The following is a 23,005-nucleotide window of genomic DNA, read 5'->3' as shown; positions in this document are numbered from 1 at the left end:
AAGTAAGCGAATATGGCAAAGCAACGCGTATTGGTAGTCGGCGGCGGATTGGCGGGATTGGCCGCGGCGATGCAACTCGCCGAAGGGGGCGTCGACGTCGACGTGATGAGCCTCACGCCCGTGAAGCGCTCGCACAGCGTCTGCGCCCAGGGCGGCATCAACAGCGTTAACGAACTGACTCGCCAGCAGGGCGACAACGAATCGAAGCATCTCGACGACACCGTCTACGGCGGCGACTTCCTGCAGCACCAGCCGCCGGTGAAGGAGATGACCGACTGGGGTCCGCGGATCATCGACCTGATGGACCGGCTCGGCGTGCCGTTCAATCGCACGGCCGAAGGCTTCCGCGATCAACGCCGCTTCGGCGGCACGCTGTTCAAGCGGACGGCATTCTCTGGCGCCACGACCGGCCAGCAACTGCTGTACGCTCTGGATGAGCAAGTTCGCCGTTGGCACGCGGCGGGCAAGATCACGTTCTACGAGGGTTGGGATTTCTTGAGCCCCGTGCTCGACGACGATGGCCGTTGCCGCGGCGCCATCGGGCAGAATCTGGTGAACATGGAAATCCGCGCGTTCCCCGCCGATGCGGTGGTGCTGGCCGTGGGCGGTTGCGGGTTGATCTTCGGTCGCAGCACGATGTCGATGGCCTGCACCGGCGCCGCCGCGAGCCGTGCCACGCAAGCGGGCGCTCTCTATGGCAACGCCGAGTTCATTCAAGTTCACCCCACCGCCATTCCCGGCGCCGACAAGTTGCGGCTGATGAGCGAATCGGCTCGCGGCGAAGGCGGCCGCGTCTGGGTGCCGCGGAAGCCGCACGACCCGCGCGATCCGAAGCAGATTCCGGAGAACGAACGCTACTACTTCCTCGAAGAGCGCTACCCGAAGTACGGCAACCTCGTGCCGCGCGACATCGCCACGCGCGAGATCTTCAGCGTTTGCGTCAACGACGGCCTGAGCGTCGACGCCGATCGCCAATGCGTGTATCTCGATCTGACACACATCTCGCGGGCGGAACTCGATCGCAAATTGGGGGGCATCCTCCACATTTACGAGAAGTTCCAGGGCGTCGATCCGCGCGAAGTCCCGATGAAGATCTTCCCGGCCGTTCACTACTCGATGGGCGGCCTGTGGGCCGACTACGAGCGGACCGCGGCCGGCGGCCTTGTCCCCGGTTCGCCCCGCAACCAGCAGACGAATATCCCCGGCCTCTACGCCATGGGCGAGTGCGACTATCAGTACCACGGCGCCAACCGGCTCGGCGCCAACTCGCTGCTGTCGTGCATCTTCAGCGGATTGTTCGCCGCGCCTGGCATCCAGAAATCGATCGCCTCGCTGAAGGATTCCGCCAGCGACGAGAAGTACGACCAACTCCTCCGCGGCCAACGGGCCGTGAAGCAGCTTGAGCACGACGACCTGCTCAATCGCCAGGGTGGTCGCGAGAACCCGTATCTCATTCACCAGCAGCTTGGCGACGTGATGACGAAGGCCGCCACGGTGGTCCGCGAGAACGGCCAGCTGCGCGACGCGATCGAAAAGGTGAACGACCTCGCCGAGCGGGTGAAGAACTGCTCGCTCTCCGACACCGGCAATTGGACCAACCAGAACGTCATCTTCACAAAGTCGCTGCGGGATATGTTCCCGATCGCGAAGGCGATTCTCAAGGGCGCCCTCGCTCGCGACGAATGCCGCGGCGCCCACTACAAGCCGGCGTTCGACATGCCGGGCATCGACGCCGACGCCTCGCCGACCGAGAAGTACCGCCAAGCCGAAGAATGGTGCGACAAGTTCGAAGAGAAGAATCGGAAGTGGCTGAAGACGACGATCGCGGAAGTCGACGCCAACGGCGAGCCCCACTTGCGGTACGAAGACGTTGACACGACGCTCGTCACGCCGCGGCCGCGGCTGTACGGGTTGGTTGGCGCCGAGATGATCGAAGAAGCTTGGCGGGAACGGCAAGCGAAGCATAAGAACAACGGCGCCAAGGCGGCGAATGCTCCGCAGCCGGCTGGGGCGTAAGTTCGTTCGTTGCCATCGGGGTAACGCGAACGGCACGGCGACGGCGCATTCAGGGACGCTTTTCAACGAGGATCTCATGCGGATATTGTCGACCTGTGCGATCTGGTGCCTGCTCGCGATTCCTGTGGCGCGATGCGCGGAAACCTACCCGCTGCTCTTCGCCGACGACTTCGAGGGGGGCATCGAGAGCTGGCAGACGACCGACGTCGATCCGGCGAAGCCGACGTGGGAAGTCGTCGACTTGAAGAACGCCGACGGCAAACCGACGAAGGCGTTTCGCACCACCGGCAAGAGCGCCTACCAGCCGCCGTTTCGCAGCCCGCCGAACATTGCGTTGCTGAAGGACGTCACCGTCGGTGATTTCGAGCTGACCGCGAAGGTGCAGAGCACGAACGTCGACGCTGGGCCGCATCGCGACATGTGCATTTTCTGGGGCTACCAGGATCCAACGCATTACTACTACGTCCACTTCGGCGCCGAGTCCGATCCGAACGCCTGCCAGATCTTCATCGTGAACGGCGCCGCCCGCACGCCGATCACGACGAAGACGGCCGAAGGAACGCCGTGGACCACCGGTTGGCACGAAGTGCGCGTCGTCCGCAATGTTGGCGACGGGACGATTGAAGTCTTCTTCGACGATATGGACGAGCCGTTGATGGCGGCGAAGGACGACAAGTTCACGTGGGGCCAGGTCGGTCTGGGGACGTTCGACGACAACGGCAACTGGGACGATTTTCAGTTGAACGGCGTCGAGGCGAAGCCCGCCAAGGCTGCCGCTGCTCCGAAGAAGTAACAACTCCTGCGGAGGAAGCGTGATGCCCCCAGCTTGCTCGCGTGTGGCGTTGATTGTGATCGCGTTGCTCACTTCGGCGACCACGCTTCGCGCCGACGATTGGCCGCAGTGGGGCGGCCCGCAGCGCGACATCGTCTGGCGGGAAGCGAACGTCGTCGAAAAGCTGCCCGCGGGCAAACTGCCGCGGATGTGGTCGTCGCCCATCGGTGCAGGCTACGCCGGCCCGGCGGTGGCGGAGGGACGCGTCTTCGTCACCGATCGCCTCGCCGAGGAGAACCTCGAACGCGTCCTCTGCTTCGACGCCGCCGACGGTAAGCCGCTGTGGAAGCATTCGTACGACGCCGCGTACGGCATCAGCTACCCGCTCGGCCCGCGGGCGACGCCGACCGTCGACGGCGAGTTGGTCTACACGCTCGGCGCCGTCGGCCACTTGCTTTGCTTGAAGGCCGCTACCGGCGACGTCGTGTGGGAGAAATATCTCGTCGATGCCGTGGGAACGAAGCTGCCGACGTGGGGCCTCGCCGCGGCGCCGCTGATCGAGGGGGACCAACTGATCGTCCTCGCCGGCGGCGAGAACGGGGCGCTTGTCGTTAGTTTCGACAAACATACCGGCAAGGAACTCTGGCAGGCGCTCGACGATCCCGAAGTCGGCTACTGTCCGCCGGTGATCATGGAGTTCGGCGGCCGGCGGCAGCTCATCGTTTGGCACGCCTCGCATGTGTCGTCGCTCGACCCCGCCACCGGCGCCGTGCTGTGGGAAGTTCCATTCCCGCTGCAGGCGGCGCTCTGCGTCGCCACGCCGCGGCAAGTCGGCAATCGGCTGTTCGTCACGGCGTTCTACGAAGGGCCGATGATGCTCGATCTCGGCGCCGACGGCGTCACGCCGACCGTGCTGTGGACCACGGGCAAGGGAAACAACGACCTGAAGAACGACAGCATCCACTCGATCATGCCGACGCCGATCTTCACTGAAGATTACGTCTACGGCATCAGCAGCTACGGCCAGCTGCGGTGCCTGAAGGCCGACAACGGCGAGATGGTGTGGGAGACGCTCGACGCCACCGGCAAGGGTCGCTGGTGGAACGCCTTCCTCATCCCGCACGGCGAAATGAGTGGCCAGCGGGTCTACATCGCCAACGAGCAAGGCGAACTGATCACCGCGGAACTCTCGCCCGAGGGCTACCGCGAGATCAGCCGGGCCGAACTCATCGAGCCGCTGCAGCCCATCCAGCGGCGAATGACGGTCTGGTCGCACCCGGCGTTCGCCATGCAAAGCGTGTTTGCCCGGAACGATAAGGAACTGATTCGGGTGGATCTAAAGGAGTAAAAGCGGCGACAGATGATGCGAACGAAAGGGTTCAGGGTTCTCGGGGTTCAGGAAAATGCCTGTTAACCGAGTTCCAAAATCTGAACCCTGAACCCCGAACCCTGGCCACTACCTCGGTTGGCGAGGGGAACTGATTCTCCTACAATTGCAAGAACGCTCGAAAATCGCCCAGTTTGTGGAACCTTCGATGTCTTCCCACGCTACGTCTACGCCCGGTCACGAATCGAAGAAGCCGAACTCGTTCGAAGTTCGCGTGTTGCGCCAGGAGGCCCCGGGCGAGGGGAGCCGTTGGGAACGCCACCGCGTTACCTACGAGCCGAACCTCAACGTCATCGGCGTGCTGCAAAAGATCGCCGCCCAGGCGACCACGGCCGACGGCGCCGCGACGACGCCTGTCGCGTGGGACTGCAACTGCCTCGAAGAGGTCTGCGGCGCCTGCACGATGCTGATCAACGGCAAGACCCGCCAAGCTTGCTCGGCGCTGGTCGACCGGCTGCTCGAAGACAACGAGACACTCGAACTGCGGCCGATGAGCAAGTTCCCCGTGCTGCGCGACCTGTGCGTCGACCGCCGGCGGATGTTCCAGGCCCTTGAGAAGGTCCAGGCGTGGATCGAGGTGGACGACTACTTCGATCGCGGCGCCGGCCCGCGCGAGTCGCCGCAGATGCAAGGGACGCGCTATCCGCTCAGCGAGTGCATGACCTGCGGCTGCTGCGTCGAGGCGTGCCCGCAATACTCGAAGATCGAAGTCGAACGCCTGCCGGGCGAAAGCGACGCCGACTTCACGAAGCGCGAGAACGAAGCGTTCCAAGACGGTTTCGTCGGCGCGGCGGCGATCAGCCAGGCGATGCTGTTCAACGACAACCAAACGGGCGCCATGAAGAAGGCCGAACGCCTCGACGCCCTCATGGAACCGGGCGGCATCCAAGTGTGCGGCAACGCCCAGAATTGCGTCGCCGTCTGTCCGAAATCGATCCCGCTCACCAAATCGATCGCCCGCGCGGGTCGGCAGACGACGGTGCGGATGCTGACGAAGTGGTTTGATTCGTAGGCGGTGATCGGGGACCCGTGACTGGTGATCCGTGCTTGCAGTGGGTGGCATGTCGTCGGGGAGCGTCGACATATTGAACCACGATGAAGCGTTTGCGCGGCTTCTGCATGCTCACGCCTTTGAGGGCGAGAGCATGCCACCCGGACCTCCAGGCCTTCGGCTAGAAGCTGATTTTTACGCCAGCGGGGCGCTGGACGTCGGGATGGTCGAACTGCGTGTTGAAGGTCGGGCTCCAATGCGACCTCGCCGCTCGCTGATAAACTCGTTCTCCCGCGATGTCGCAGGGCTCCATCCAGAGGAGGGGATACTGCGGCTGACATTCGTCGGCGACAGTAATGATAAGTCGATCGCCGGGGCGTACATTGCGCTCGCCGGCTAGCGTCTGCGGCAAACGAATGGCCTGCCACACGGTGGAAAGCTTGATCAATTCGACGCTGTCATGAGGGCCTGAGCGTTCGAGTTCGACTTTGCGGATCGGCGCGAGATCAGCGACAAACGAACGGAAGTTGGATAACTCCAAGAAGTCCGGCTCGGAAGAAAAACTGGGCCGATGAGCGCCAACGGCCAGTTCAGTTCCGTCGGCGCGCCGAACGGAGACGATGAACTTCTCCGCGGCCAGTGCCACGACTTTGAGTTGCACCATGCAATCGGGCGATTTTACGCGAAGTTCGCGTTCGATCGTCGCCTCGGCTTCTTCGACGCTCAAGCCGGCGATCGGGACAGCTGTCACGTCCCTGCCAAGTTCGACCGCGCCGTGATGATCGACGGTAAATTCGCCCTCAATGTCGCCCCAGGTTAGCGTGTGGGCGGGGCGGTGGGGACGCTCGACGCGGAGTTTGATGGTGTCGTAGTTCTTGAGGCGATAGGTGTTTTCGGCTGGAACAAGCGGTGGAGCCGGTTGCTCGTCGCTTTTTGTTTTCGTAGCTTTCGGATCTCGCGGAAAGGCAATGAACAAGCGGTCGCCGGGGAACAGTGGAAAGTTGGTGTACTCGTTGGGCGCAAACTTGGCGTCGTCCCATTCAACGTCGTAACGCTGCCCGTCGCCGACGCCGTTCGGGGCAGGAGCCAAGACGTAGATGCTGCACTGAGACAGATCGGGCAGCGAAGCGGACTCGTCTCCTGCGGCGAACTCGGCCGCGATCGCGCTGCCGACGTTGCAATCGTTGCGCAGCGGGTAAGGCAACGGCATGCGGGTGACGGTGGGCGTCCCGCTCGCGTCTTCCACAATCACGTAACAGACTTTGCTGTTGTATTCTTCGACCACCAGCGACACGCCGTTTGTAAACTGCATGAACTTACGAGCGACGGCTCGCATCGCTTCATCGACGGTCTTACCGTTAACGTCTACGGAACCGAACTCGCCGAGATCGATCGTCCCATCGGTCGAAACCAAACACCGCTTGCCGGCGAAGAACTCGGCCGGCACGTCTGGAGCCTCCTTCACTCCCACCGAAAGTACCGCTCGCTTGCCGCGCAGCTTCACCGTAACGATATCGGGCGATTCGATGACGTACTCGGCCTTGGCGGCGCCCTCAAAGTTACGCTGGACTTTGAGGAGAATCTCCAGCTTTGCCTTTATTGCTCTGATCTGCTGCAGACGCTCCTCGATGGGCGTATCGAGCGTAATCGCGTCGCTGTAGAGAACAGACGTCGGCTCTAGCGGCGGCTTCGCTTCTTTAGCGACGGCTACACGTTCAATCCGAAACGTCTGAAACGCCGTAATGGAAAGCAACAATAGGGGCAGAATGAGCAGTTTCATCTTCGATTCCTCCTTGAATCTCGGACTCACGAGGCGATGGATTCTTCGCGTCAGCGTGCCGCGGGCGGCGGGGGCGCTGGCGGGGTAGGGGGTGAGGGCGTATTCGGCCGACAGCAGCAGCGAGTTGGCGAACGCGAGGCGATCGTCGGCGTGGCGGGCTGCGGCGTCGTCGCAGGCCCATTCGGCGGCTTCGTCGAACCGGCGAACCGCGAACCAGGCGAGCGGGTTGAACCACTGCGGCAGCGCGAGCACGCGAATCGCGAGCGAGTTCCAGAGGTCGCCGCGGCGGAGATGGGCGAGTTCGTGGCGAAGGATTGCCGTGCGTTCAGCGGCCTCCAAGCTGCTCCAAAGCGGGCGCGGCACGAGGATGAAGTAGGCCCAGGGCGCCCAGTGGAGCAGCGGGCCGAGGGCGGCGGTAATGCGAAGCGTCACGATTTGATGGCGGCGGAGCTTCGCACTGCTGCGGGCGGCATTCCACTCCGCTTGCCACTGTGGATTGTCGAGCGGCGAACCAAGCGGGATCGTGCGGAGAACCTGCAGGTAGCGATAAGCGGCGATCATGATGATGACGATTGCGCCAAAGAGCCATGCGGCGATGGCGAGCAGGAAGGGGTCGGGGACTTTTTGCGACTGGCGGATCTCCAATGGTGGAAGCCCTGCCGTCGCAAAATGTCCCCGACCCCATTCGGCTTCGTTTTCGAACGGGATGACTTCAGCTTCGACTTCCGCAATTACCGCTGGCATAACGCCAGCGGCTCGCTTGGGGGGTGACGGAGCGGGGGATTCGATTTGGATCGTGAAGGGGAAGAGGAGCCAGCCTTGGGAGATGACTAACAGCCACGCGATGCGGTGAACGCGCGGGGAACTCACGCGCAACGCTGCGAGCAGCCCCCACGCGACGAGCGCGGCAAGCGACGTGGCCAGCGTCGTGCGAACCAAGGCAACGGCGATGTCGACGAGCGTCATGCGGACCTCGCTACGATTGGCGGCCGCGGGACTTGCGTTCCGCCGCGGCAACGAGAGCTTTTAATTCCTTGATCTCAGTGGCGGAGAGCCGGTGCCGCTCGAGCAAGTGGGCGACTAGCGGCGTCACGCGGCCGGCGGTGACCCGCTCGACGAGCGTGTCGAGATCGGTCTGGCCGACGTTCGCGGCTGAGATGGCGGCGGAATACTTCGCGGGCCGCTCGGGCGTGCGGGCGGCGGCGCCTTTTTTCACGAGGCGGTTGAGCCGCGTTTGCACCGTCGTGTAGCCGATCGGCAGCCCGAGCGCCTGCTGGGCTTCGCTAATGGTGACGCTCCCCTCGCGCCACAACATTTGCAGCATTTCGAGTTCGCCGGCGGCGAGCCGGGGGAGTGGCGATTTTCGAGTCATGGCGAGCACATCTGTGGCCGCGGCGGAGAATCCTCAATTACGACTGCGGTAGTATTACGACATGCGTCATAGTTGGCAAGCGGAGTTTATTTGCGACTTGCAGGGAGCGCGCACTGCCGCGGAACACTGCTTCGGCATGGAAGCTCACCCCCGGGCGGAGCCCGGGGCTAGCAACGCGCTAGTCTTTCAGCACGTCGAGCAGCGAGCTGTAATCGTCGGTCCAGATCACCGACGGGACGGCGCCAGCCCCTTCGCCGAACGGGATCGCGACGTCGAGATCGGCAAACGGATTCGGCTGACGGCTCAACAGCACCCAAGTGCAGCCCGCGCCGGCGGGCGTATCGTCGGGCGGAACCTCGATGATAGCGCCATGCAGATTGAACTTTTCCGCCGCGGCTTTGACGACGGGAACCAAATCGAGATGCAAGCTTGAAACGTGGACGGCGAGGAAACCGTCCGGCTCTTTCAAATGCTTTAGGTAAAGTTCGAACGCTTCGAGCGTGAGCAGGTGCGCCGGAATCGAGTCGCCGTTGAAGGCGTCGAGGACGAGCACGTCGAAGTTTTGCGGCGGCTCGTTTTCCATGGCGATGCGGGCGTCGCCTTCGATCAGGTCGATTGTCGCGCCACGCTCGCTCGCTTCGCGGAGATACTTGAAAAAATTAACGGCCCAATCGAGGACTAGCGGATTGACGTCGTAGAAGCGGAACGTTTCTCCAGGCTCTGCGTAGGCGGCCAGCGTGCCGACGCCGAGACCGATGATCCCGACGCGCCGCGGCGAATCGCTGGCAGTCTCGCGCATGAGAATTCCGACGCCGCTATCGGCATGGTAGTACCACATCGGAACGCGGCGATTCGCTTCCGCGATAAACTGCCCGCCGTGAGTCGTGCGGCCGTTGGAGAGTTCCACAAACTCGTCTGGCGAACCTTGATTCATGTGTCGCACGGTGAGCACGCCGTAGAAATTCCGGCCCCGCTGCAAGACGCCTTCCCGCAGCTTGGCGACGTTGACGCCCACGCAAATGACCAGCAGAACGAACAGCCCCGCCATCCCTAGGGTGCCGGCGTAGCGTCCTCGCTTCCCGCCGTCGAAGTGGGGCGAAGCGGGATCGGTGATGATCGCGAAGAGCGCGAGCCCCCAAGCCGACAACATGCTCAGCTGCAATTCGTAGTAATCGCTCAACACCAGCGGCGCCACGACGCCGACGAGCAAACCGCCGATGGCGCCGCCGGCCGCGATGCTCAGGTAGAACGCCGTGAGCCGACTCGCCACGGGCCGCCGGCGGACAAGCTCGCCGTGACAAACCATGCAAATTGCCGCCAGCAGCGCGAGATGCACGCCGAGCATCGTCGACAGCGGCACGGCGTCCTTCTGAAACCAGGAAATGACGGCGGCGAACGAAGCGATTGCGCCGATCGAAAACCAAACGTCGCGGCGGTACCAGCGATCGCTGTCGAACGTGAGGATGAAGCTCAGCAAGTAGACAACCATCGGCGCGATCCACAGGAGCGGGACCGAGGGGACGTCTTGGCAGAGATAGGTCGTGATCGCCAGCAACGCCGCCGAGGCCGTCGCCGGGAGCGCAAGCCAAAAGAATCGCTGCAACGCGCCCGAACGGGAGAGAGCAGCGTCCGACGAGTCGGCAGTCGACGACGCGACGACATGGTTGCGGAATCGCAGCGAGGCTAAGGCGCTCCAAGCGCACAGGAGCGCGAAGGCGACGAACAAAGCCGACCACGAAACGCCCTGCGTCGAAACGCCAAGATTAGGTTCCACAAGGAACGGGTAGCTGAGAAGCGCCGCCAGCGAGCCGGCGTTTGACAGTGCATAGAGCCGATAGGGGGAACGGCCCGGATGAATGCGGGCGAACCAGACTTGCGTGAGTGGCGCCGTCGCGGATAGCGCGAGGTAGGGGAGCCCAACGGCCGCGGAGAGCATCACCAAAATGTGAAGGGCCGGTAGCCCGCTGCCATCAGGCCGCCACTCGTCGCTCGGCAGGACGCCGACGATCGCGGCAAGCATTGCCGCCGCGGCCAACAGGGCGACATGCAGGTGAACCTGCCGGCGCGGCGTAAACCACTTCGTCGCGAGGTGCGCGTAGAGGTAACCGAAGAAGAGAGCCGCTTGGAAAAACAGCATCACCGTCGTCCACACGGCCGTGCCGCCGCCGAACCATGGCAAGATTCGCTTGGCGACCATCGGTTGGACTTGGAAGATCAACCACGCGCTGAGCGCCGCGGTCGCGGCGAGCGCGAAGTCGATCGCCGGCGAAGGGGCAACAGCGGGCGGAGCGGCGTTGTCGAGGGCGGGCACAGCGGCGTCTGAGTTCATCCTCCTATTCTCGTCAGCGGAATGCAGGCGGCTAGATGCGGGGCCGGGGAGTGGTAAGATCGGTGGCGATGATTCGCCCGATTGACGGGATTGAATGAATTGCCGCCCCCTGGTTTGCAAAGCCGGGGGCCCACCGCAAAGGAGCGCTGCCGTGAAGATTCAGGTCGTTTTCTACAGCATGTACGGCCACATCCATCAGATGGCCGAGGCGGTGGCGGCGGGGGCCAAGGAAGTGGCGGGGGCTGAGGTGTCGCTCTCCCAAGTGGCTGAGTTAGTGCCGGATGCAGCGCTCGAACGCACCGGCGCCAAGAAGGTTCGCGACGGCTTTGCCAACGTGCCGATCGCCACCGCGGCACAGCTCGCCGAGGCCGACGCGATCATCTTCGGCACGCCGACGCGGTTCGGGAATATGGCGGCCCAGATGCGGAACTTCCTCGACCAAACCGGCGGCCTATGGGCGAAGGGAGGACTGATCGGCAAGGTCGGCAGCGTCTTCACCAGCACCGGCACGCAGCATGGCGGGCAGGAGACGACGATCACCAGCTTTCATTCCACGCTGCTCCATCACGGCATGATCATCGTCGGCGTGCCGTACAGCTGCGCGGAGTTGTCGAACATGAACGAGATCACCGGCGGCTCGCCGTATGGCGCGGGGACGCTGGCGGGAGCGGATGGTTCGCGGCAGCCGAGCGCGAATGAGTTGGCGATCGCCCGGTTCCAGGGGCGGCATGTGGCGGAGATTACCGCAAAGTTGGTGGGGAAGTAGGCGTGGGCGCTTTAGCCCCCGGTTCTTCAAACCGGGGGGAGAAGCGGCGTCGCGCGAGCCCCCGGTTTGATGAACCGGGGGCTAATTAATGGCGACGCCGAAACGCGCTGTCCCGGTGGGGACGTTGCCCCGCGGCTACCATTTGGCGCTACTGCACTTCTAGCATTCTTTCCAGCGCGACTAACGACCACTTCGACGTTTCCTCGTCGACTTCGATGATGTTCACCGGCGTGCCGGCGGCGAGGTTCTCCAGGCTCCACGCCAAGTGGGCGAGGTCGATGCGGTACATCGTGGCGCACATGCAGACGACCGGCGAGAGGAAGTGAATCTCTTGCTCGGGGTGCTGCTGCTTGAGGCGGTTCACCAGGTGCAGCTCAGTGCCGATCGACCACTTCGTCCCCGGCGGCGCCGCTTCGACGGTCTTGATGATCTTGCCAGTGCTACCTGACTCGTCGGCGAGCTCAAAGACCTCGCGCGGGCATTCGGGGTGAACGAGAATCTTGATGCCGGGATGATTCTTCCGCGCGAGTGCGACGTGCTCGGGGCGGAACATCTGGTGAACGCTGCAGTGCCCCTTCCACAGGATGACGCGGCTGTTTTTGATTTGCTCTTCGGTGCTGCCGCCGAGTTCGTCGGCATACGGATCCCACACCGGCATCTGTTCGAGCGGGATGCCCATGCCCGTCGCCGTGTTGCGGCCGAGGTGCTGGTCGGGGAAGAACATCACGCGGCTCGTGCGGGCGAACGCCCATTCGAGCGCCGCCTTGGCGTTGCTGCTCGTGCAAACGATGCCGCCATGCCTTCCGACGAACGCCTTCAAGCTCGCAGCCGAGTTGATGTAGGTGACCGGCGTGATGTCTTCGGTGTCGATGACCTCAGCGAGTTGATCCCACGCCGATTCGATCTGGCGGATGCCGGCCATGTCGGCCATCGAACAGCCGGCGGCGAGATCGGGGAGCACCACTTGCACGCGCTCGCCGTGACGCTCGGCGAGCTTCTCCGGCCGGTTCGCCAAGATATCAGCAGTCTCGGCCATGAAGTGGACGCCGCAGAACGCGATGTAACGGCAGTCGGCGCTGGCGGCGGCCATTTGGCTCAGCTGGTAGCTATCGCCGCTCAGGTCGGCGAGCGCGATCACTTCGTCCTGCTGGTAATGATGCCCAAGGATGAGTAGCCGCGAGCCGAGTTGTTGGCGAACTTTGTCGATCCGCTGCTGGAGCTCGTCGTTCGAGAGCGACTTGTAAGGTTGCAGTGCGAACTGCGGGGCAGGGGGAGCGGCGATGGTCATGGGCTTCAACGGGTCGCCGGGGCGTATGGGCTGGCGAATGGCTAGCGGACGATCGGTGCGGGAGCGGCTGCTGTGGCCGTCGTCCCATTATATGAGAAATGGGGGCCGACGGCAGCGGCCAGGTCACGGGGGCGACACGTTCGCGGCCCCGGCGCATAAAAAAACGGGCGGACCGTCGATGACGATCCACCCGCCGGAGAGAGATTCTCCGCATGGTCTCTCGATAGGGCTGACACTGACGACCGAAACAGGCTGTTCCCTACCACCCGCTCAAGATGCGATTAGTCGGCTCCGAGGGCTCCACCGATGGCGGCGCCGATGTTGGCGCCCTGGTTACCGCCGACGGCTCCGCCAATCGCTCCGCCGACGTTGGCGCCGGCACGATAGCCCTGGTTGCCGTTGTACTGACCGCCGTAGCCGGGGCCGTAGCCGTTACCGTATCCAGGGTTGCCGTTTCCGTAGCCGTAGCCATCGTTGTACCCGCGGTAGCCAGCGCCGTAACGATAGCCGCCGTTATACTGCTGGCCATAGCCGCGACCTTGGTAGACGCCGCCGACGTTGGCGCGGTAGCCGCGCGGGTAGTTGTAGTTGGCTTGATCGTAACGACTCCAGTTGCCGTCTCGGTGATACTGCCAGTAGTTGCCTGGATTCCAATACCACCACTCGCCGTTGTGTTGCTTGAAGCGCCAGCGAGCATTGCGATCGTTGCCGGCCGTCGCGTTGGCATTGGCGTTGGCTCCAACGTTCGCCGCTCCGACATTCGCACCGAGCGCAGCGGCCGCAGCGCCAGGTTGAACTGCCGTGTTAGCTCCGACATTGACATTGGCTTGGCCAGGAGCGACGCCGACGCCGACTTGGGCAGCCGCTTGACCGGGAATCGCCGGAACTGGTGGAACCGGCGGAGCGGCGACCGGCGCGCCAACGGCGGTCTGCCCACCGACGGTGGCGGCTGGTTGCGATGTCGACGCGGCAATATTCGCCGCGCCCGAGTTAGCCTGCGAAGCGACCGTGGCGCCAGCGCCTGCATTTGTCGCTTCCGTCGCGACGCCTGCGGCTGACTCAACCGCTGCTCCCGTGCCGCCCGTTACGGCCTCCGCAGCGCCGCCGAGTGCGCCGCCCAGGTCTTGAGCGTACGCCGCCGGCGTCAAGAATAATGCGGCAGCGCCAACCAGCGCGCCGGCTCGTTTCGTGTAGCGTGTCATCGTTACATCTCCTCGTGCGAACAACTTTGTTTCTACTTGTCCAAATGCCGTGGACAGTTGCTGATGGAAGTAGTCCCTCTCCGGAAAACCTGAATCGCAAGCGTTGTGCCAAAGGCCGACCACCGCCGGACCAAAGTACGGTTTACCGCGGAGAAAGCCGGGGTGAAACGAGTTTCTCCCCCCGGTTGGATGACGGGCCGAATGTCGCCCGCTGGCCCGTTGCCGCTCAGGCGAGCTGGCTGATTGCCGACCAAACTTCGGGACCGATCAAGTTTGACGGTTAGCACGCCGATAACGACTAGGCGAAAGCGCATCGTCAGCGATTGCGCTCACCTGTCTGCATGCATCGAGATCTCGGCAACGCCGCGTCATGAGTGAACTCAACCCAGAACTCGCGTCTTCGCTCCTCGAGATGTGCCGCAGCGGCACAGGCGACGCCGCGGAAGCGCTTAGCCGAGCGCTCGACGGGACGTTCACCGCGGAAGTCGGCGACTCGGCGCCCTTTGCAGAAGTCGACGCCGCCGAACTCGACGGCCCCGGTCTCGCGGTGCTGTTCAACGTCGGCGCCGCGGCGCTCGCCGCCATCTTGCCCGAAGCGTCGGGCCTGCTCCCCGCGTGGTATCAGAAGCCTGACGCCACCGGCACGAGCAAGATAGCAACGCTGGCGCAAGAGTTCAGCATGATTGTCTTGCCGGAGGCATTGCCTGTCGGCGAGACGAAGACCAGCTACGTCGCCAATTTGAAGAGCGCGCTCGCCGCGGCCGGAGTCGCCGGCGATGCAACGCAAGTGGCGCTCAAGGTCGCCGCGGGCGACAAGTCGGGCGTCCTGCGGATCGTTTGGCCGCTGACCGCGCCAGCCGCGCTGCTCGCCGCGGCGGCTCCGCCGGCTGCCGCCGCGTCAACTCCCGAACCGAAACCAGCGCCGAAGCCAGCCGCGCCGCCCAAGCCGGCGGCCGCTCCTGCGCCACGCAGCGCCCAGCCGCCCGATTTCAGCGGCCTGCCGGGCTACTCGCGCAGCTTGCTGAAAATCAGCGTGCCGGTGAGCGTCGAGCTCGCCAGCAAGAAAGAAACGCTGCAAGAAGTCATCTCGCTCGCGCCAGGTTCGATCATCAAGTTCGAAAAGGGGTGCGAACAACTGTTGCGGCTGGTCGTCGGCGAGAATGCCGTCGCCGAAGGCGAAGCGGTGAAAGTCGGCGAAAAGTTCGGCTTCCGCGTTACCGCGATGCTGTTGCCGCCGGAGCACTTTGTGACGGCAAAACGCCGCTCGGCGTGAGCAGGTAGCCGCGGGTCAACGACCCGCCGGAGCGCCCCTCCAACAATCGCACCACAGCCACCCGCGAGCCGTGCGGTTCATCCCCCCGGAAGCTCCCGGTTCTTCCAATCGAAGACGATGCAAAAAGATTGTGAGCGATCAAGCGGTCGATCGCTCCGGCGGGTCGTCGACCCGCGGCTACTGGGGAGTGGTTGAGACGCGACGCTGGAACAGCCGCCGCGCGGGCCACAGCGCCACGATCGCAAACGCAATCAGCGGGTAATAATTCACCGGACGAGGTTCCGAACGAGCGTCTCGTTCAAAAGTATCCCAGTCAATCGGCTCGTCTCCGCGAGCGGTCAGCAACGCCTCAGCCATCTTGCGATTCATCGGCACAGGCAGGAAACGCACCGCCCCGTCAGCGAAGGCGGCATTGACGCCGCCAGTATGAACAACGCGATCGTCGGACGGCGAGGTGAGCATTTCAATCGCTTCGTCGTAGGTGAGATCACGCGGCTCGCCCCACGGCACATTCAGCCCGGCGGCCTCGAGCAGCACGATCGTTTGATCGGGGCGGTCGGTGATCTCGCTCAGCGACAAGCCGCGGTCTGGCGGCCACGCCGTTTGAGGACCGACGACGGCGAAGTAACTGGTCGCTGCTGGAAGCCGTTCTTCGAACAGCGAACGGCGGCCGGGGCATTGAAAAATCTCGATTGGCGCCGAGAGCAACTGCGAATTATGCGGACTGTCCCAGGGCTCCTCCCAGTCATAAGCTTCGAAAATCTGAGACTGCTCGATCATCGGTAAAATCGAGATGCGCCAACTATGGAATGGCCGGCCATTTGGCCCTTTGATCGCGGCCTGGGGAAGCTGTCTCTTTTGCATCTCATAGATGAACAGACTTTTTGCGAACTGGTTCAAATTCGAGGCACACGACTCGCGTACTCCCCTACCGCTGTTCGAGCTTTCGAGCACCTCCACGACCATTGCCCCGCCGAGAACTAGCAGGGAGAACACGACTTCGAACGACCGAACTCGGGGTTGATTCAGAAGCGACAATCGCCAAAACAGTCCGACGATAAGCGCCGCAGCAACTCCGAGCAGCGGCCCGAAAGCCGTCACGGCGGCCGCCATTAACACGGCAACGTAGGCGTAAGTTGCGAGACGCGAACGCATAGGGCGAAAGATGAATGAGTAATGTGAACCGTCGAAGCCGGAGTGAACCGTACGGCATCATCGCCTGCGGCGTTTCGATATTCTCCCATTTAGCCCCTGGTTCTTCAAACCGGGGGCGAGACGCCACGCCACGCTACCCCCGGCTTGAAGAATCGGGGGCTAAGACGGATCGCTTGCGAAACGCTCGTCGCGCGGGCCACAACGCAACGATGGCAAATGCAATCGTCGCGTAGATCTTTGCATAGTCGAGCTGCGGTGACGTGAGCCGCTCGAACTCGTCCCAATCCACGTGGTCCCCGGCGTTCGCCGTAAGGAGCGCCTTCGCCATATCTTCGGGCAACGGCACCGGCAGAAAGCGAACCTCACCGTCGGCAAACGCGGCATGGACGCCTAAACGATCGAGCGACGGCTTTCGATAGAAGTACCCCGGGTATTCATACGGCGGATGAGCAAGCTGATCGGAACGCAGACCGGCGAGCACTGCTACCGCCTCATCCAGAGATAGATCGCGAGGCTTGCTCCAAGGGACATCGAGGCCGTGGCATTCCAGCACGAGAATCGTGTCCTCAAGCCCGTCGGTGATCTCCTCGACCGGCAAGCCTCGCCGTAAAGGCCAAGCGGTCTGGTCTCCCACGATCGCAAAGTAACTAGTCTGCCCCAACGCCAGGCCAGAGTTCGGGTTGCTGTAACAAACGAACGGGCTGACTGAGAGAATCGCGAGCGCGTGATTACCCGGCCCATCCCAAGGTTCGTTCGGGTTGAACTTACCGAACAGTGCTTGCTGATCGAGGGAGGGCAAAACCGATACACGCCAGGAGTAGAAAGGGCGATCGCTCGCGTCGTACGTAATCGCCTGTGGCAAGGCTCCCGCAGCAGCTGCGTGGTTGCGAAGTGCCTGCGATAAATCCTGCAGATGGTGACGACAACCTCTTGCGCGAGAGTATTCGCGAGCTTCGTCGAATGCCGGCAGAAGGAGACCGATCAATATGACAATGACGGCAGCAATGACCATCCATTCGGTCATCGTGGTGCGCGGCCGCTTGTATGCGGCCAGCCAGAAGATGGCGACCATCAGCGACGCCAACAGCCCAGGCCCAAAGCCGAACGCGCCAGCTCCCGTTGCGAGGAGCGCGAAGGGGTACGCGATATCGGCGAGGCGGAATCGCATTGGCGGAGCAAACATGATGAGCCGCGGGGCAACGCCCCGCCGGAGCGGGGCCAATCAGCATCATCGCCTGCAGCGTTTCGGCGAACAAGCGATCCGCTTAGCCCCCGGTTCTTCAAACCGGGGGCTAAGATTGTTTGAAGTAGCGCTCCGGCGGGGGCGTTGCCCCGCGGCTACTGCTGAGCGCTCGACCAGGGGGACTTCAGCCAGTCGGCGGTGCTGAAGACCAAGCGGTCGCGTTTTTTTTGTCGATTGCGTGATTTAGCTTCTCCACCAGCTGCGGGCCGTTCGCTTCTTCTTCGATCACTCGCCGCACGCCGCCGCTCAGTTCTTTCACCAGCGGGCCGCGGGCTTGGCTGACGCGGCGGATGTGGAAGTCTTCCAACTGCAGGCGGGCGTCGGTGATTCGCGGATCGACCTTCATGCCGGGCGAGCCGTCGACCGTGGTCATCTGCAGGCCGATCTCGCCCGAGAGGTCGAGAATCATCCGCGTGTCGCCTTCGACTTCCAGCGCGATGATGTGGACGCCGTATTGGTAGACCTTCGCGCGGGCCCAGGCGTCAAGCTTGGCATCAAGCCGCAGCGTGAAGCCGATGCGGCCGGGGGCGATTGGTTCGAGCCGCGTTAGCTGCAGCGAAAGGTTGTGCTCGGGCTCGACGACGCGAACGCGGTAATGTTTCCAGACGCCGTGATCCACCATCTTCTTGCGGCGGTGGATCTTCGTGTGAAAGCCGCTCCCCTCGGTGCGGAGGCCGACGACCATTTCGGTTTGCGCATCCCAGTCTTGGCGTTTGTCGTAGTTGACGGGGATCGCGTCTTCGAGGAGCTGGCTAATCGACGCGGCGAGCTTTTGCCGCGAGGGATCAATCGAGGTCGCCACAATCGACTCGGCCCGGGCGAAAGACGCCAGCAACGCCAGAAGGGCGAAGGCGACAGCGGCTGGGGCGAGCCGGGGGAACATCTGGGGTACATCCGTGATCAGTGGTCAGTCGGCAGTAGCGACGAGTCGCGGCAAATCCCTTGGGGCGACTAGGGTTTTATCGGCAAGTGCTGGCATGGCTCTCGATGCGGGTCGAAAGCTTGAGCACTTCACGTTTGGGGCGATTGCGGGATGCGGGTTTCCGTTTGTAATGCGGGGGTAAACCTCGCGGGGTTTCAATGCGAAGACCGCGGGGATGGACCCCGCGGCTCGCAATGAACTTGCTGGCGTCTCTTTTGGAACTGCTCCGGCGGGGCGTTGCCCCGCGGCTACTTACGGATGGCTTGCCGCGAGCGTTCGAACTTTTTCATGTACCAACGAAAAGAACCTGCCCCGAGCCAAGTGGCTCGAGACAGGTCCTCAGAGGGGGTCTCAATTGTCGGTCGGTTAGCTAAGTCTTAGCGGACGAAGCTGGCCGAGACGACCTTGCGGGGCTGGGCAATCCGAGCAGCCGGGTCAGCGACCGGGGCCGGAGGAATCGGAGCAGCTTCCGGGGCAGCAGCTTCGCCAGTGGCCGGGGCACACGACGAGCAACCGCTGGTGCAACCGCTGTCGCAACCACAGCTCGCTTCGCAACCGCAGCTGGCTTCGCAGCAGCTGCTCTTGCAGCAGTGCTTACGAGCGAACAAGCGGCTCAGGAAGCAACCCTTTTTGCAGCAGCTCTTGGCGGCACAACCGCAAGCCGGTTCGCAGCACGAGTCGTCCGGGCAACCGCAGCTGGCTTCGCAGCAGCTGTCAGCGGCACACGGGTCTTCGCAGCACGAGTCAGCGGCACAGCAGCTGGCTTCGCAGCAGCTCGACTTGCAGCACTTGTGCTTGGCGAACAGGTTCAGCAAGCAGCAACGCTTCTTGCAACCGCAACCCTTGTCGCAGCACGAGTCGCTCGGGCAACCGCAGCTGGCTTCGCAGCAGCTGTCGTTCGCACAGGGATCTTCGCAGCAGCTGTCAGTCGCACAGCAGCTGGCTTCGCAGCAGTTGTGCTTGTGCTTGGCGAACAGGCGTCCGAGCAAGCAGCAACGTTGCTTTCCGCAGCTCGATCCGCAGCAAGGATCTTCGCAGCACGAATCGCTCGGGCAACCACACGACTTTTCGCAGCAACAAGACGGCTCGCACGAGTCGCAGCCGCAGCCGCCGCCGAGCATCCGGTCCAGCATGCCAGCGCCGAAGCTCTGGCCTGCCAGGCACACGCTCACCAACAGCGCACCCAACAAGTTACCTTTCATCGATCCACGTCTCCTTTTGCGTGAGGGGCAACCACTGCGACATCTTGTCGTCACGGCGTTCGCGCGGCGGATCACTCCCTGTGACTGTCGTGGCGACAGGTTTCGGCCGAGGCGGCCGTGGGGCGGGAATGTACGGGGCGGGAGCTAAGCCGAGGCGGGGCCGAGGTCGGCAAGGCGGGTTGTCGCGGGGTCATCCCCACTGGTGGGCGGCGGCTCCGGTCGAGCCAGTCCATGGCTCGTTTTAGTAACTACCGGTTGCCGTCGCTCTATGCTTGTGTCGCAGTGACACGTTAGTGCTTTGCTTGCGACACCGGAGATATCGGCCGCTCCAAGAACAAGGCTTGAGCAGTGCGGAAGTAATTTTCAGCAAGTGGCTTACGTCGACTGTTAGGCAAACTTTGCCGCCTACGGAAGCCCTTCCCGGGGGTCCGATTGTAGGCCCCAAAGACTTGCCGGGACGTGGTTCACAGCCGGAAAATCTGCTATGGTTTAACAGGCTCGCTCTCTAGGTTGCTGGCGCGGCGCACTGCCAAGGCGGCAGGGTTGACGCACCCCTCGACAGCCACGCAACCGGCAAGGTCTACCAGGAACAGATCGACGGCGAGCGCTGGATTGAGAGCGGGGACTTTGCGCCCCGCTCAGCGTCTCCGACAGGCTAGGTCTGCCCAAGGCCGCGCCTTTGCAAGACAGTGTCTTCGAAAGTCAGTGCCTTCCGACCACATCCTGCCCTTCATCGCTCGTCCGGGGTTTACCAGGCAAGGCCCCGGCGCTCTCCGACCCTGCATGCACGCATTGAATCGCAAGAGAATCTACATGACGCTTCGACCGTTCGGCTTCGCTGCGACCTCGTGGACGTTCACTCGCCCGTTGGCTGCCCTGTTCACGGCGGCGGCCTTGCTCGCAACGAGCCACGCCGCCCATGCTCAAGAAGCGGCTCCCAAGCCTGCCGCAGCGCCGGTAGCAGCTCCGGCCGCTGAAAAAGAGTCCAAGCCCGAGCCGCCCAAAGAAATCGGAACGACGGCGCCCATCGACCCGATGGATTGGGCGAACTGGCGCGGCCCGCAACAGAACTCGATCTCGATGGAGAAGAACCTCATCGAGAAGTGGAACCCGAAAGGGGGCGCTAAGTCCAACCTGCTCTGGAAGCGTTCCGACCTCGGCACGCGCTCCACGCCGATCGTCCTCCGCGGGAAGCTGTACGTTACCGTTCGCGATAAGCCCGGCACCCCCGATGAGGGCGAGAAGGTCGTCTGCGTCGACGCGGCCACCGGCGAGCGCATTTGGGAATGCCGCCTCGACGTCTACCTCAGCGACGTCCCCGACACTCGCCTCGGTTGGTCGAACGTCGTCGGCGATCCTGAAACCGGTTTGATCTACGCCCAAGGCGTCGGCGGCCTCTTCGCCTGCATCGACGGCGAGACTGGCAAGATTGTCTGGTCGCGCAATTTGGTCGAAGAGTTCGGCACGATCACCACCTACGGCGGTCGCACCAACAACCCGATCATGTTCGACGACCTGGTGCTGATCAGCGCCATCTTGGTGAGCTGGGGAGATACGCCCGACTTTGACGGCCTGGCTCGTCCCGCTCACCGTTTCCTGGCGTTTGAGAAGAAGACAGGCGAGCTCCGCTGGCTCGCCGGCACGACCATTTCGCCCCCAGATACCAACTACAGCACGCCGGTCGCCGAGGTCGTCGGCGGCGAAGCGCAGCTGATCTTCGGCGGCGCCGACGGCAAAGTCTGGGGCTTGCAGCCGCGTACGGGCAAGCAGCTTTGGAACTTCCCGTTGAGCCAGCGGAGCATCAACGCTTCGCCGATCGTCATCGACAACACGGTGTACGTGGGGCATAGCGAAGAAAATCTCGTGGGCAGCACGCAGGGCGCCGTCGTGGCGCTCGACGCCACGCTCCGCGGCGACCTCGCCGGCAAGGAGAAGTGGATTCAATACACGCTGATGGCGGGCAAGAGCTCGCCGGTGATGGTGAACGATCGGCTGTGGATCGTCACCGATGGCGCGAAGCTCCAGATTCTCGACCCCGCGACGGGCGAGTTGGTCGGCAAGAAGGCGCTCGGCACCGTGATGCGCAGCACTCCGATCTACGCCGACGGCAAAGTTTACCTCTGCACCAACTCGGGCATCTGGTACACGCTCCGACCGAAGCCCGACGGAGCCGACGTCCTGCTCAAACAACGACTGAGCCAAGCCGACCAGAACGACGGCTCGCCGATCGTCTCGCATGGTCGCATCTACCTGCCGACTTCCGAAGCCCTCTACTGCATTGGCAGCAAAGACGCCGATCCGTCGGCCGATCCGCTGCCGACGCCCGAGCAAGAACCGCCGGTGACGGCGGACGAGAAGCCGGCGACCGTTTTGCTATCGCCCTACGACGCCACCCTGGCGCCGGAAGGCACGCAGAAGTTCACCGCTCGGCTTTACAACGCCCGCGGACAGTTTCTGAAAATCGCCACGCCGGAAGAGGTGAAGTTCACCGTCCAAGGCCCGGGCGAAGTCGCGGCCGACGGAACCTACACGGCGTCGAAGCGCGACGGGCACACCGGTTCGCTCGTGCTCGCGACTGTCGGCGCGTTGAAGGCAAAGGCCCGCGTCCGGCTTGTGCCGCCACTGCCGTGGCAGTTCGACTTCGAGAAAGAGAAGGACATGCCGCTCAGCTGGGTGGGCGGCCGCATTCGTTACGTGATTGAGGATTTGGAAGGGAACAAAGTCGCCAAGAAGCTCGACGTTCTGCCGACGCCCACGAATCCCAAGAATCAACTCGGCACCCGCAGCCAGCTCTTTATGGGCCCGAGCAGCATGCAGGATTACACCATTCAGGCCGATTTCCGGCTGACGGAAAAGAACGGCCGCATGCCCGACGTGGGCGTCAACAACAGCGGCTACACCGCCTCGCTCCGCGCGGGGGACCGCAAGCTGCGTCTCTACAGCTGGCTGGCCCACGACCACCGGACGGCGGCGGAGATCGACTTCGACCCGCAGCCGGGCGTCTGGTACCGCCTGAAGCTCCGCGTGGAGCAGAAGGACGGCACGGCGGACGTGAAGGCCAAGGTTTGGCTCCGCGACCAGGACGAGCCCAAGGATTGGTCGGTGCAGATGGTCGATAAGTCGCCGATCAAGGCCGGTAGTCCCGGTATTTACGGTCAGGCGCAAGAGGCCGAATTTTACATGGACAATATTTCGGTCATGGCAAACGAGTAGGGCGGGGCGTGCGTAGGGAATGGATACGCCCGCGTAATACCGCGGGGACCAGCCCCGCGGCTCGCCGTTTGGTTAATCATCAACGCGATTAGAT

15 protein-coding genes are annotated in these 23,005 nt (G+C 63.2%); 7 read left to right on the top strand and 8 right to left on the bottom strand.

Going from position 1 to position 23,005, the window contains the following annotated elements; translation table 11 throughout:
- Positions 1 to 12: 12 nt before the first annotated feature.
- From sdhA to sdhB, 4 genes are all read left to right on the top strand, one after another.
- Positions 13 to 2,016 carry a succinate dehydrogenase flavoprotein subunit gene (gene sdhA, locus ACQY7R_RS21375; RefSeq protein WP_428307583.1) on the top strand — a complete coding sequence of 668 codons (2,004 nt, stop codon included), beginning with the start codon at positions 13 to 15 and terminating at the stop codon, positions 2,014 to 2,016.
- A 76-nt stretch (positions 2,017 to 2,092) separates the two neighbouring features.
- A complete protein-coding gene (locus ACQY7R_RS21370; RefSeq protein ID WP_428307582.1) occupies positions 2,093 to 2,809 on the top strand; it encodes a hypothetical protein in 717 nt (238 codons plus the stop codon).
- Between the two features lie 22 nt (positions 2,810 to 2,831).
- Positions 2,832 to 4,136 (top strand): PQQ-binding-like beta-propeller repeat protein, encoded by a 1,305-nt coding sequence (locus tag ACQY7R_RS21365; RefSeq protein WP_428307581.1) that lies wholly within the window; start codon positions 2,832 to 2,834, stop codon positions 4,134 to 4,136.
- A gap of 187 nt (positions 4,137 to 4,323) precedes the next feature.
- Positions 4,324 to 5,187, top strand: a complete 864-nt coding sequence (sdhB, locus tag ACQY7R_RS21360; protein ID WP_428307580.1) for a succinate dehydrogenase iron-sulfur subunit — start codon at positions 4,324 to 4,326, stop codon at positions 5,185 to 5,187.
- A gap of 160 nt (positions 5,188 to 5,347) precedes the next feature.
- Here the strand turns inward: sdhB and ACQY7R_RS21355 are convergent, their stop codons facing one another.
- The 3 genes from ACQY7R_RS21355 to ACQY7R_RS21345 form a co-directional block, all read right to left on the bottom strand.
- Complete coding sequence (locus ACQY7R_RS21355) at positions 5,348 to 7,912, bottom strand: M56 family metallopeptidase (protein ID WP_428307579.1); 2,565 nt, start codon at positions 7,910 to 7,912, stop codon at positions 5,348 to 5,350.
- Between the two features lie 10 nt (positions 7,913 to 7,922).
- Positions 7,923 to 8,318: a BlaI/MecI/CopY family transcriptional regulator gene (locus ACQY7R_RS21350; RefSeq protein ID WP_428307578.1), complete on the bottom strand. Its 396-nt coding sequence runs from the start codon at positions 8,316 to 8,318 to the stop codon at positions 7,923 to 7,925.
- Between the two features lie 178 nt (positions 8,319 to 8,496).
- A complete protein-coding gene (locus ACQY7R_RS21345) occupies positions 8,497 to 10,647 on the bottom strand; it encodes a spermidine synthase (RefSeq protein WP_428307577.1) in 2,151 nt (716 codons plus the stop codon).
- A gap of 151 nt (positions 10,648 to 10,798) precedes the next feature.
- Between ACQY7R_RS21345 and wrbA the strand changes: the two genes are divergently transcribed.
- On the top strand, positions 10,799 to 11,413 hold the full coding sequence (gene wrbA, locus ACQY7R_RS21340) for an NAD(P)H:quinone oxidoreductase (protein WP_428307576.1): 615 nt from the start codon (positions 10,799 to 10,801) through the stop codon (positions 11,411 to 11,413).
- Positions 11,414 to 11,561: 148 nt separating this feature from the next.
- Here the strand turns inward: wrbA and nadA are convergent, their stop codons facing one another.
- Positions 11,562 to 12,701 (bottom strand): quinolinate synthase NadA, encoded by a 1,140-nt coding sequence (nadA, locus tag ACQY7R_RS21335; RefSeq protein WP_428307575.1) that lies wholly within the window; start codon positions 12,699 to 12,701, stop codon positions 11,562 to 11,564.
- Positions 12,702 to 12,982: 281 nt separating this feature from the next.
- The gene (locus ACQY7R_RS21330) at positions 12,983 to 13,903 is read right to left on the bottom strand and encodes a hypothetical protein (protein ID WP_428307574.1); all 921 of its coding nucleotides are present in this window, start codon (positions 13,901 to 13,903) and stop codon (positions 12,983 to 12,985) included.
- 370 nt (positions 13,904 to 14,273) lie between these two features.
- On the opposite strand from ACQY7R_RS21330, the gene ACQY7R_RS21325 reads away from it, so the two are divergent.
- Positions 14,274 to 15,176, top strand: coding sequence for a FliM/FliN family flagellar motor C-terminal domain-containing protein (locus ACQY7R_RS21325; RefSeq protein ID WP_428307573.1), 903 nt, complete (start codon positions 14,274 to 14,276; stop codon positions 15,174 to 15,176).
- Positions 15,177 to 15,353: 177 nt separating this feature from the next.
- Here the strand turns inward: ACQY7R_RS21325 and ACQY7R_RS21320 are convergent, their stop codons facing one another.
- The 3 genes from ACQY7R_RS21320 to ACQY7R_RS21310 all read right to left on the bottom strand — a co-directional run bounded on the left by ACQY7R_RS21320 (position 15,354) and on the right by ACQY7R_RS21310 (position 18,457).
- Complete coding sequence (locus tag ACQY7R_RS21320; RefSeq protein ID WP_428308911.1) at positions 15,354 to 16,142, bottom strand: DUF1559 domain-containing protein; 789 nt, start codon at positions 16,140 to 16,142, stop codon at positions 15,354 to 15,356.
- Positions 16,143 to 16,464: 322 nt separating this feature from the next.
- A complete protein-coding gene (locus ACQY7R_RS21315) occupies positions 16,465 to 17,403 on the bottom strand; it encodes a DUF1559 domain-containing protein (protein WP_428307572.1) in 939 nt (312 codons plus the stop codon).
- Positions 17,404 to 17,698: 295 nt separating this feature from the next.
- Positions 17,699 to 18,457 (bottom strand): hypothetical protein, encoded by a 759-nt coding sequence (locus ACQY7R_RS21310; RefSeq protein ID WP_428307571.1) that lies wholly within the window; start codon positions 18,455 to 18,457, stop codon positions 17,699 to 17,701.
- A 2,054-nt stretch (positions 18,458 to 20,511) separates the two neighbouring features.
- Here ACQY7R_RS21310 and ACQY7R_RS21305 point away from each other — a divergent pair.
- The gene (locus ACQY7R_RS21305; RefSeq protein WP_428307570.1) at positions 20,512 to 22,911 is read left to right on the top strand and encodes a PQQ-binding-like beta-propeller repeat protein; all 2,400 of its coding nucleotides are present in this window, start codon (positions 20,512 to 20,514) and stop codon (positions 22,909 to 22,911) included.
- Positions 22,912 to 23,005: the final 94 nt, after the last annotated feature.

The sequence above is a fragment of the Lacipirellula sp. genome (genome assembly GCF_965279485.1).
Lineage (GTDB): Bacteria > Planctomycetota > Planctomycetia > Pirellulales > Lacipirellulaceae > Lacipirellula.
Note: the sequence above shows the minus strand (reverse complement) of the source record. Positions and strands in the feature narration are given on the sequence as shown.

What these genes read in the sequence shown, in the direction of transcription:
- sdhA (WP_428307583.1), top strand. Translation starts at nt 13, where the DNA reads ATGGCAAAGCAACGCGTATTGGTAGTCGGCGGCGGATTGGCGGGATTG.
- ACQY7R_RS21370 (WP_428307582.1), top strand. Translation starts at nt 2,093, where the DNA reads ATGCGGATATTGTCGACCTGTGCGATCTGGTGCCTGCTCGCGATTCCT.
- ACQY7R_RS21365 (WP_428307581.1), top strand. Translation starts at nt 2,832, where the DNA reads ATGCCCCCAGCTTGCTCGCGTGTGGCGTTGATTGTGATCGCGTTGCTC.
- sdhB (WP_428307580.1), top strand. Translation starts at nt 4,324, where the DNA reads ATGTCTTCCCACGCTACGTCTACGCCCGGTCACGAATCGAAGAAGCCG.
- ACQY7R_RS21355 (WP_428307579.1), bottom strand. Translation starts at nt 7,912, where the DNA reads ATGACGCTCGTCGACATCGCCGTTGCCTTGGTTCGCACGACGCTGGCC.
- ACQY7R_RS21350 (WP_428307578.1), bottom strand. Translation starts at nt 8,318, where the DNA reads ATGACTCGAAAATCGCCACTCCCCCGGCTCGCCGCCGGCGAACTCGAA.
- ACQY7R_RS21345 (WP_428307577.1), bottom strand. Translation starts at nt 10,647, where the DNA reads ATGAACTCAGACGCCGCTGTGCCCGCCCTCGACAACGCCGCTCCGCCC.
- nadA (WP_428307575.1), bottom strand. Translation starts at nt 12,701, where the DNA reads ATGACCATCGCCGCTCCCCCTGCCCCGCAGTTCGCACTGCAACCTTAC.
- ACQY7R_RS21330 (WP_428307574.1), bottom strand. Translation starts at nt 13,903, where the DNA reads ATGACACGCTACACGAAACGAGCCGGCGCGCTGGTTGGCGCTGCCGCA.
- ACQY7R_RS21325 (WP_428307573.1), top strand. Translation starts at nt 14,274, where the DNA reads ATGAGTGAACTCAACCCAGAACTCGCGTCTTCGCTCCTCGAGATGTGC.
- ACQY7R_RS21320 (WP_428308911.1), bottom strand. Translation starts at nt 16,142, where the DNA reads ATGGTCGTGGAGGTGCTCGAAAGCTCGAACAGCGGTAGGGGAGTACGC.
- ACQY7R_RS21315 (WP_428307572.1), bottom strand. Translation starts at nt 17,403, where the DNA reads ATGGTCGCCATCTTCTGGCTGGCCGCATACAAGCGGCCGCGCACCACG.
- ACQY7R_RS21310 (WP_428307571.1), bottom strand. Translation starts at nt 18,457, where the DNA reads ATGTTCCCCCGGCTCGCCCCAGCCGCTGTCGCCTTCGCCCTTCTGGCG.
- ACQY7R_RS21305 (WP_428307570.1), top strand. Translation starts at nt 20,512, where the DNA reads ATGACGCTTCGACCGTTCGGCTTCGCTGCGACCTCGTGGACGTTCACT.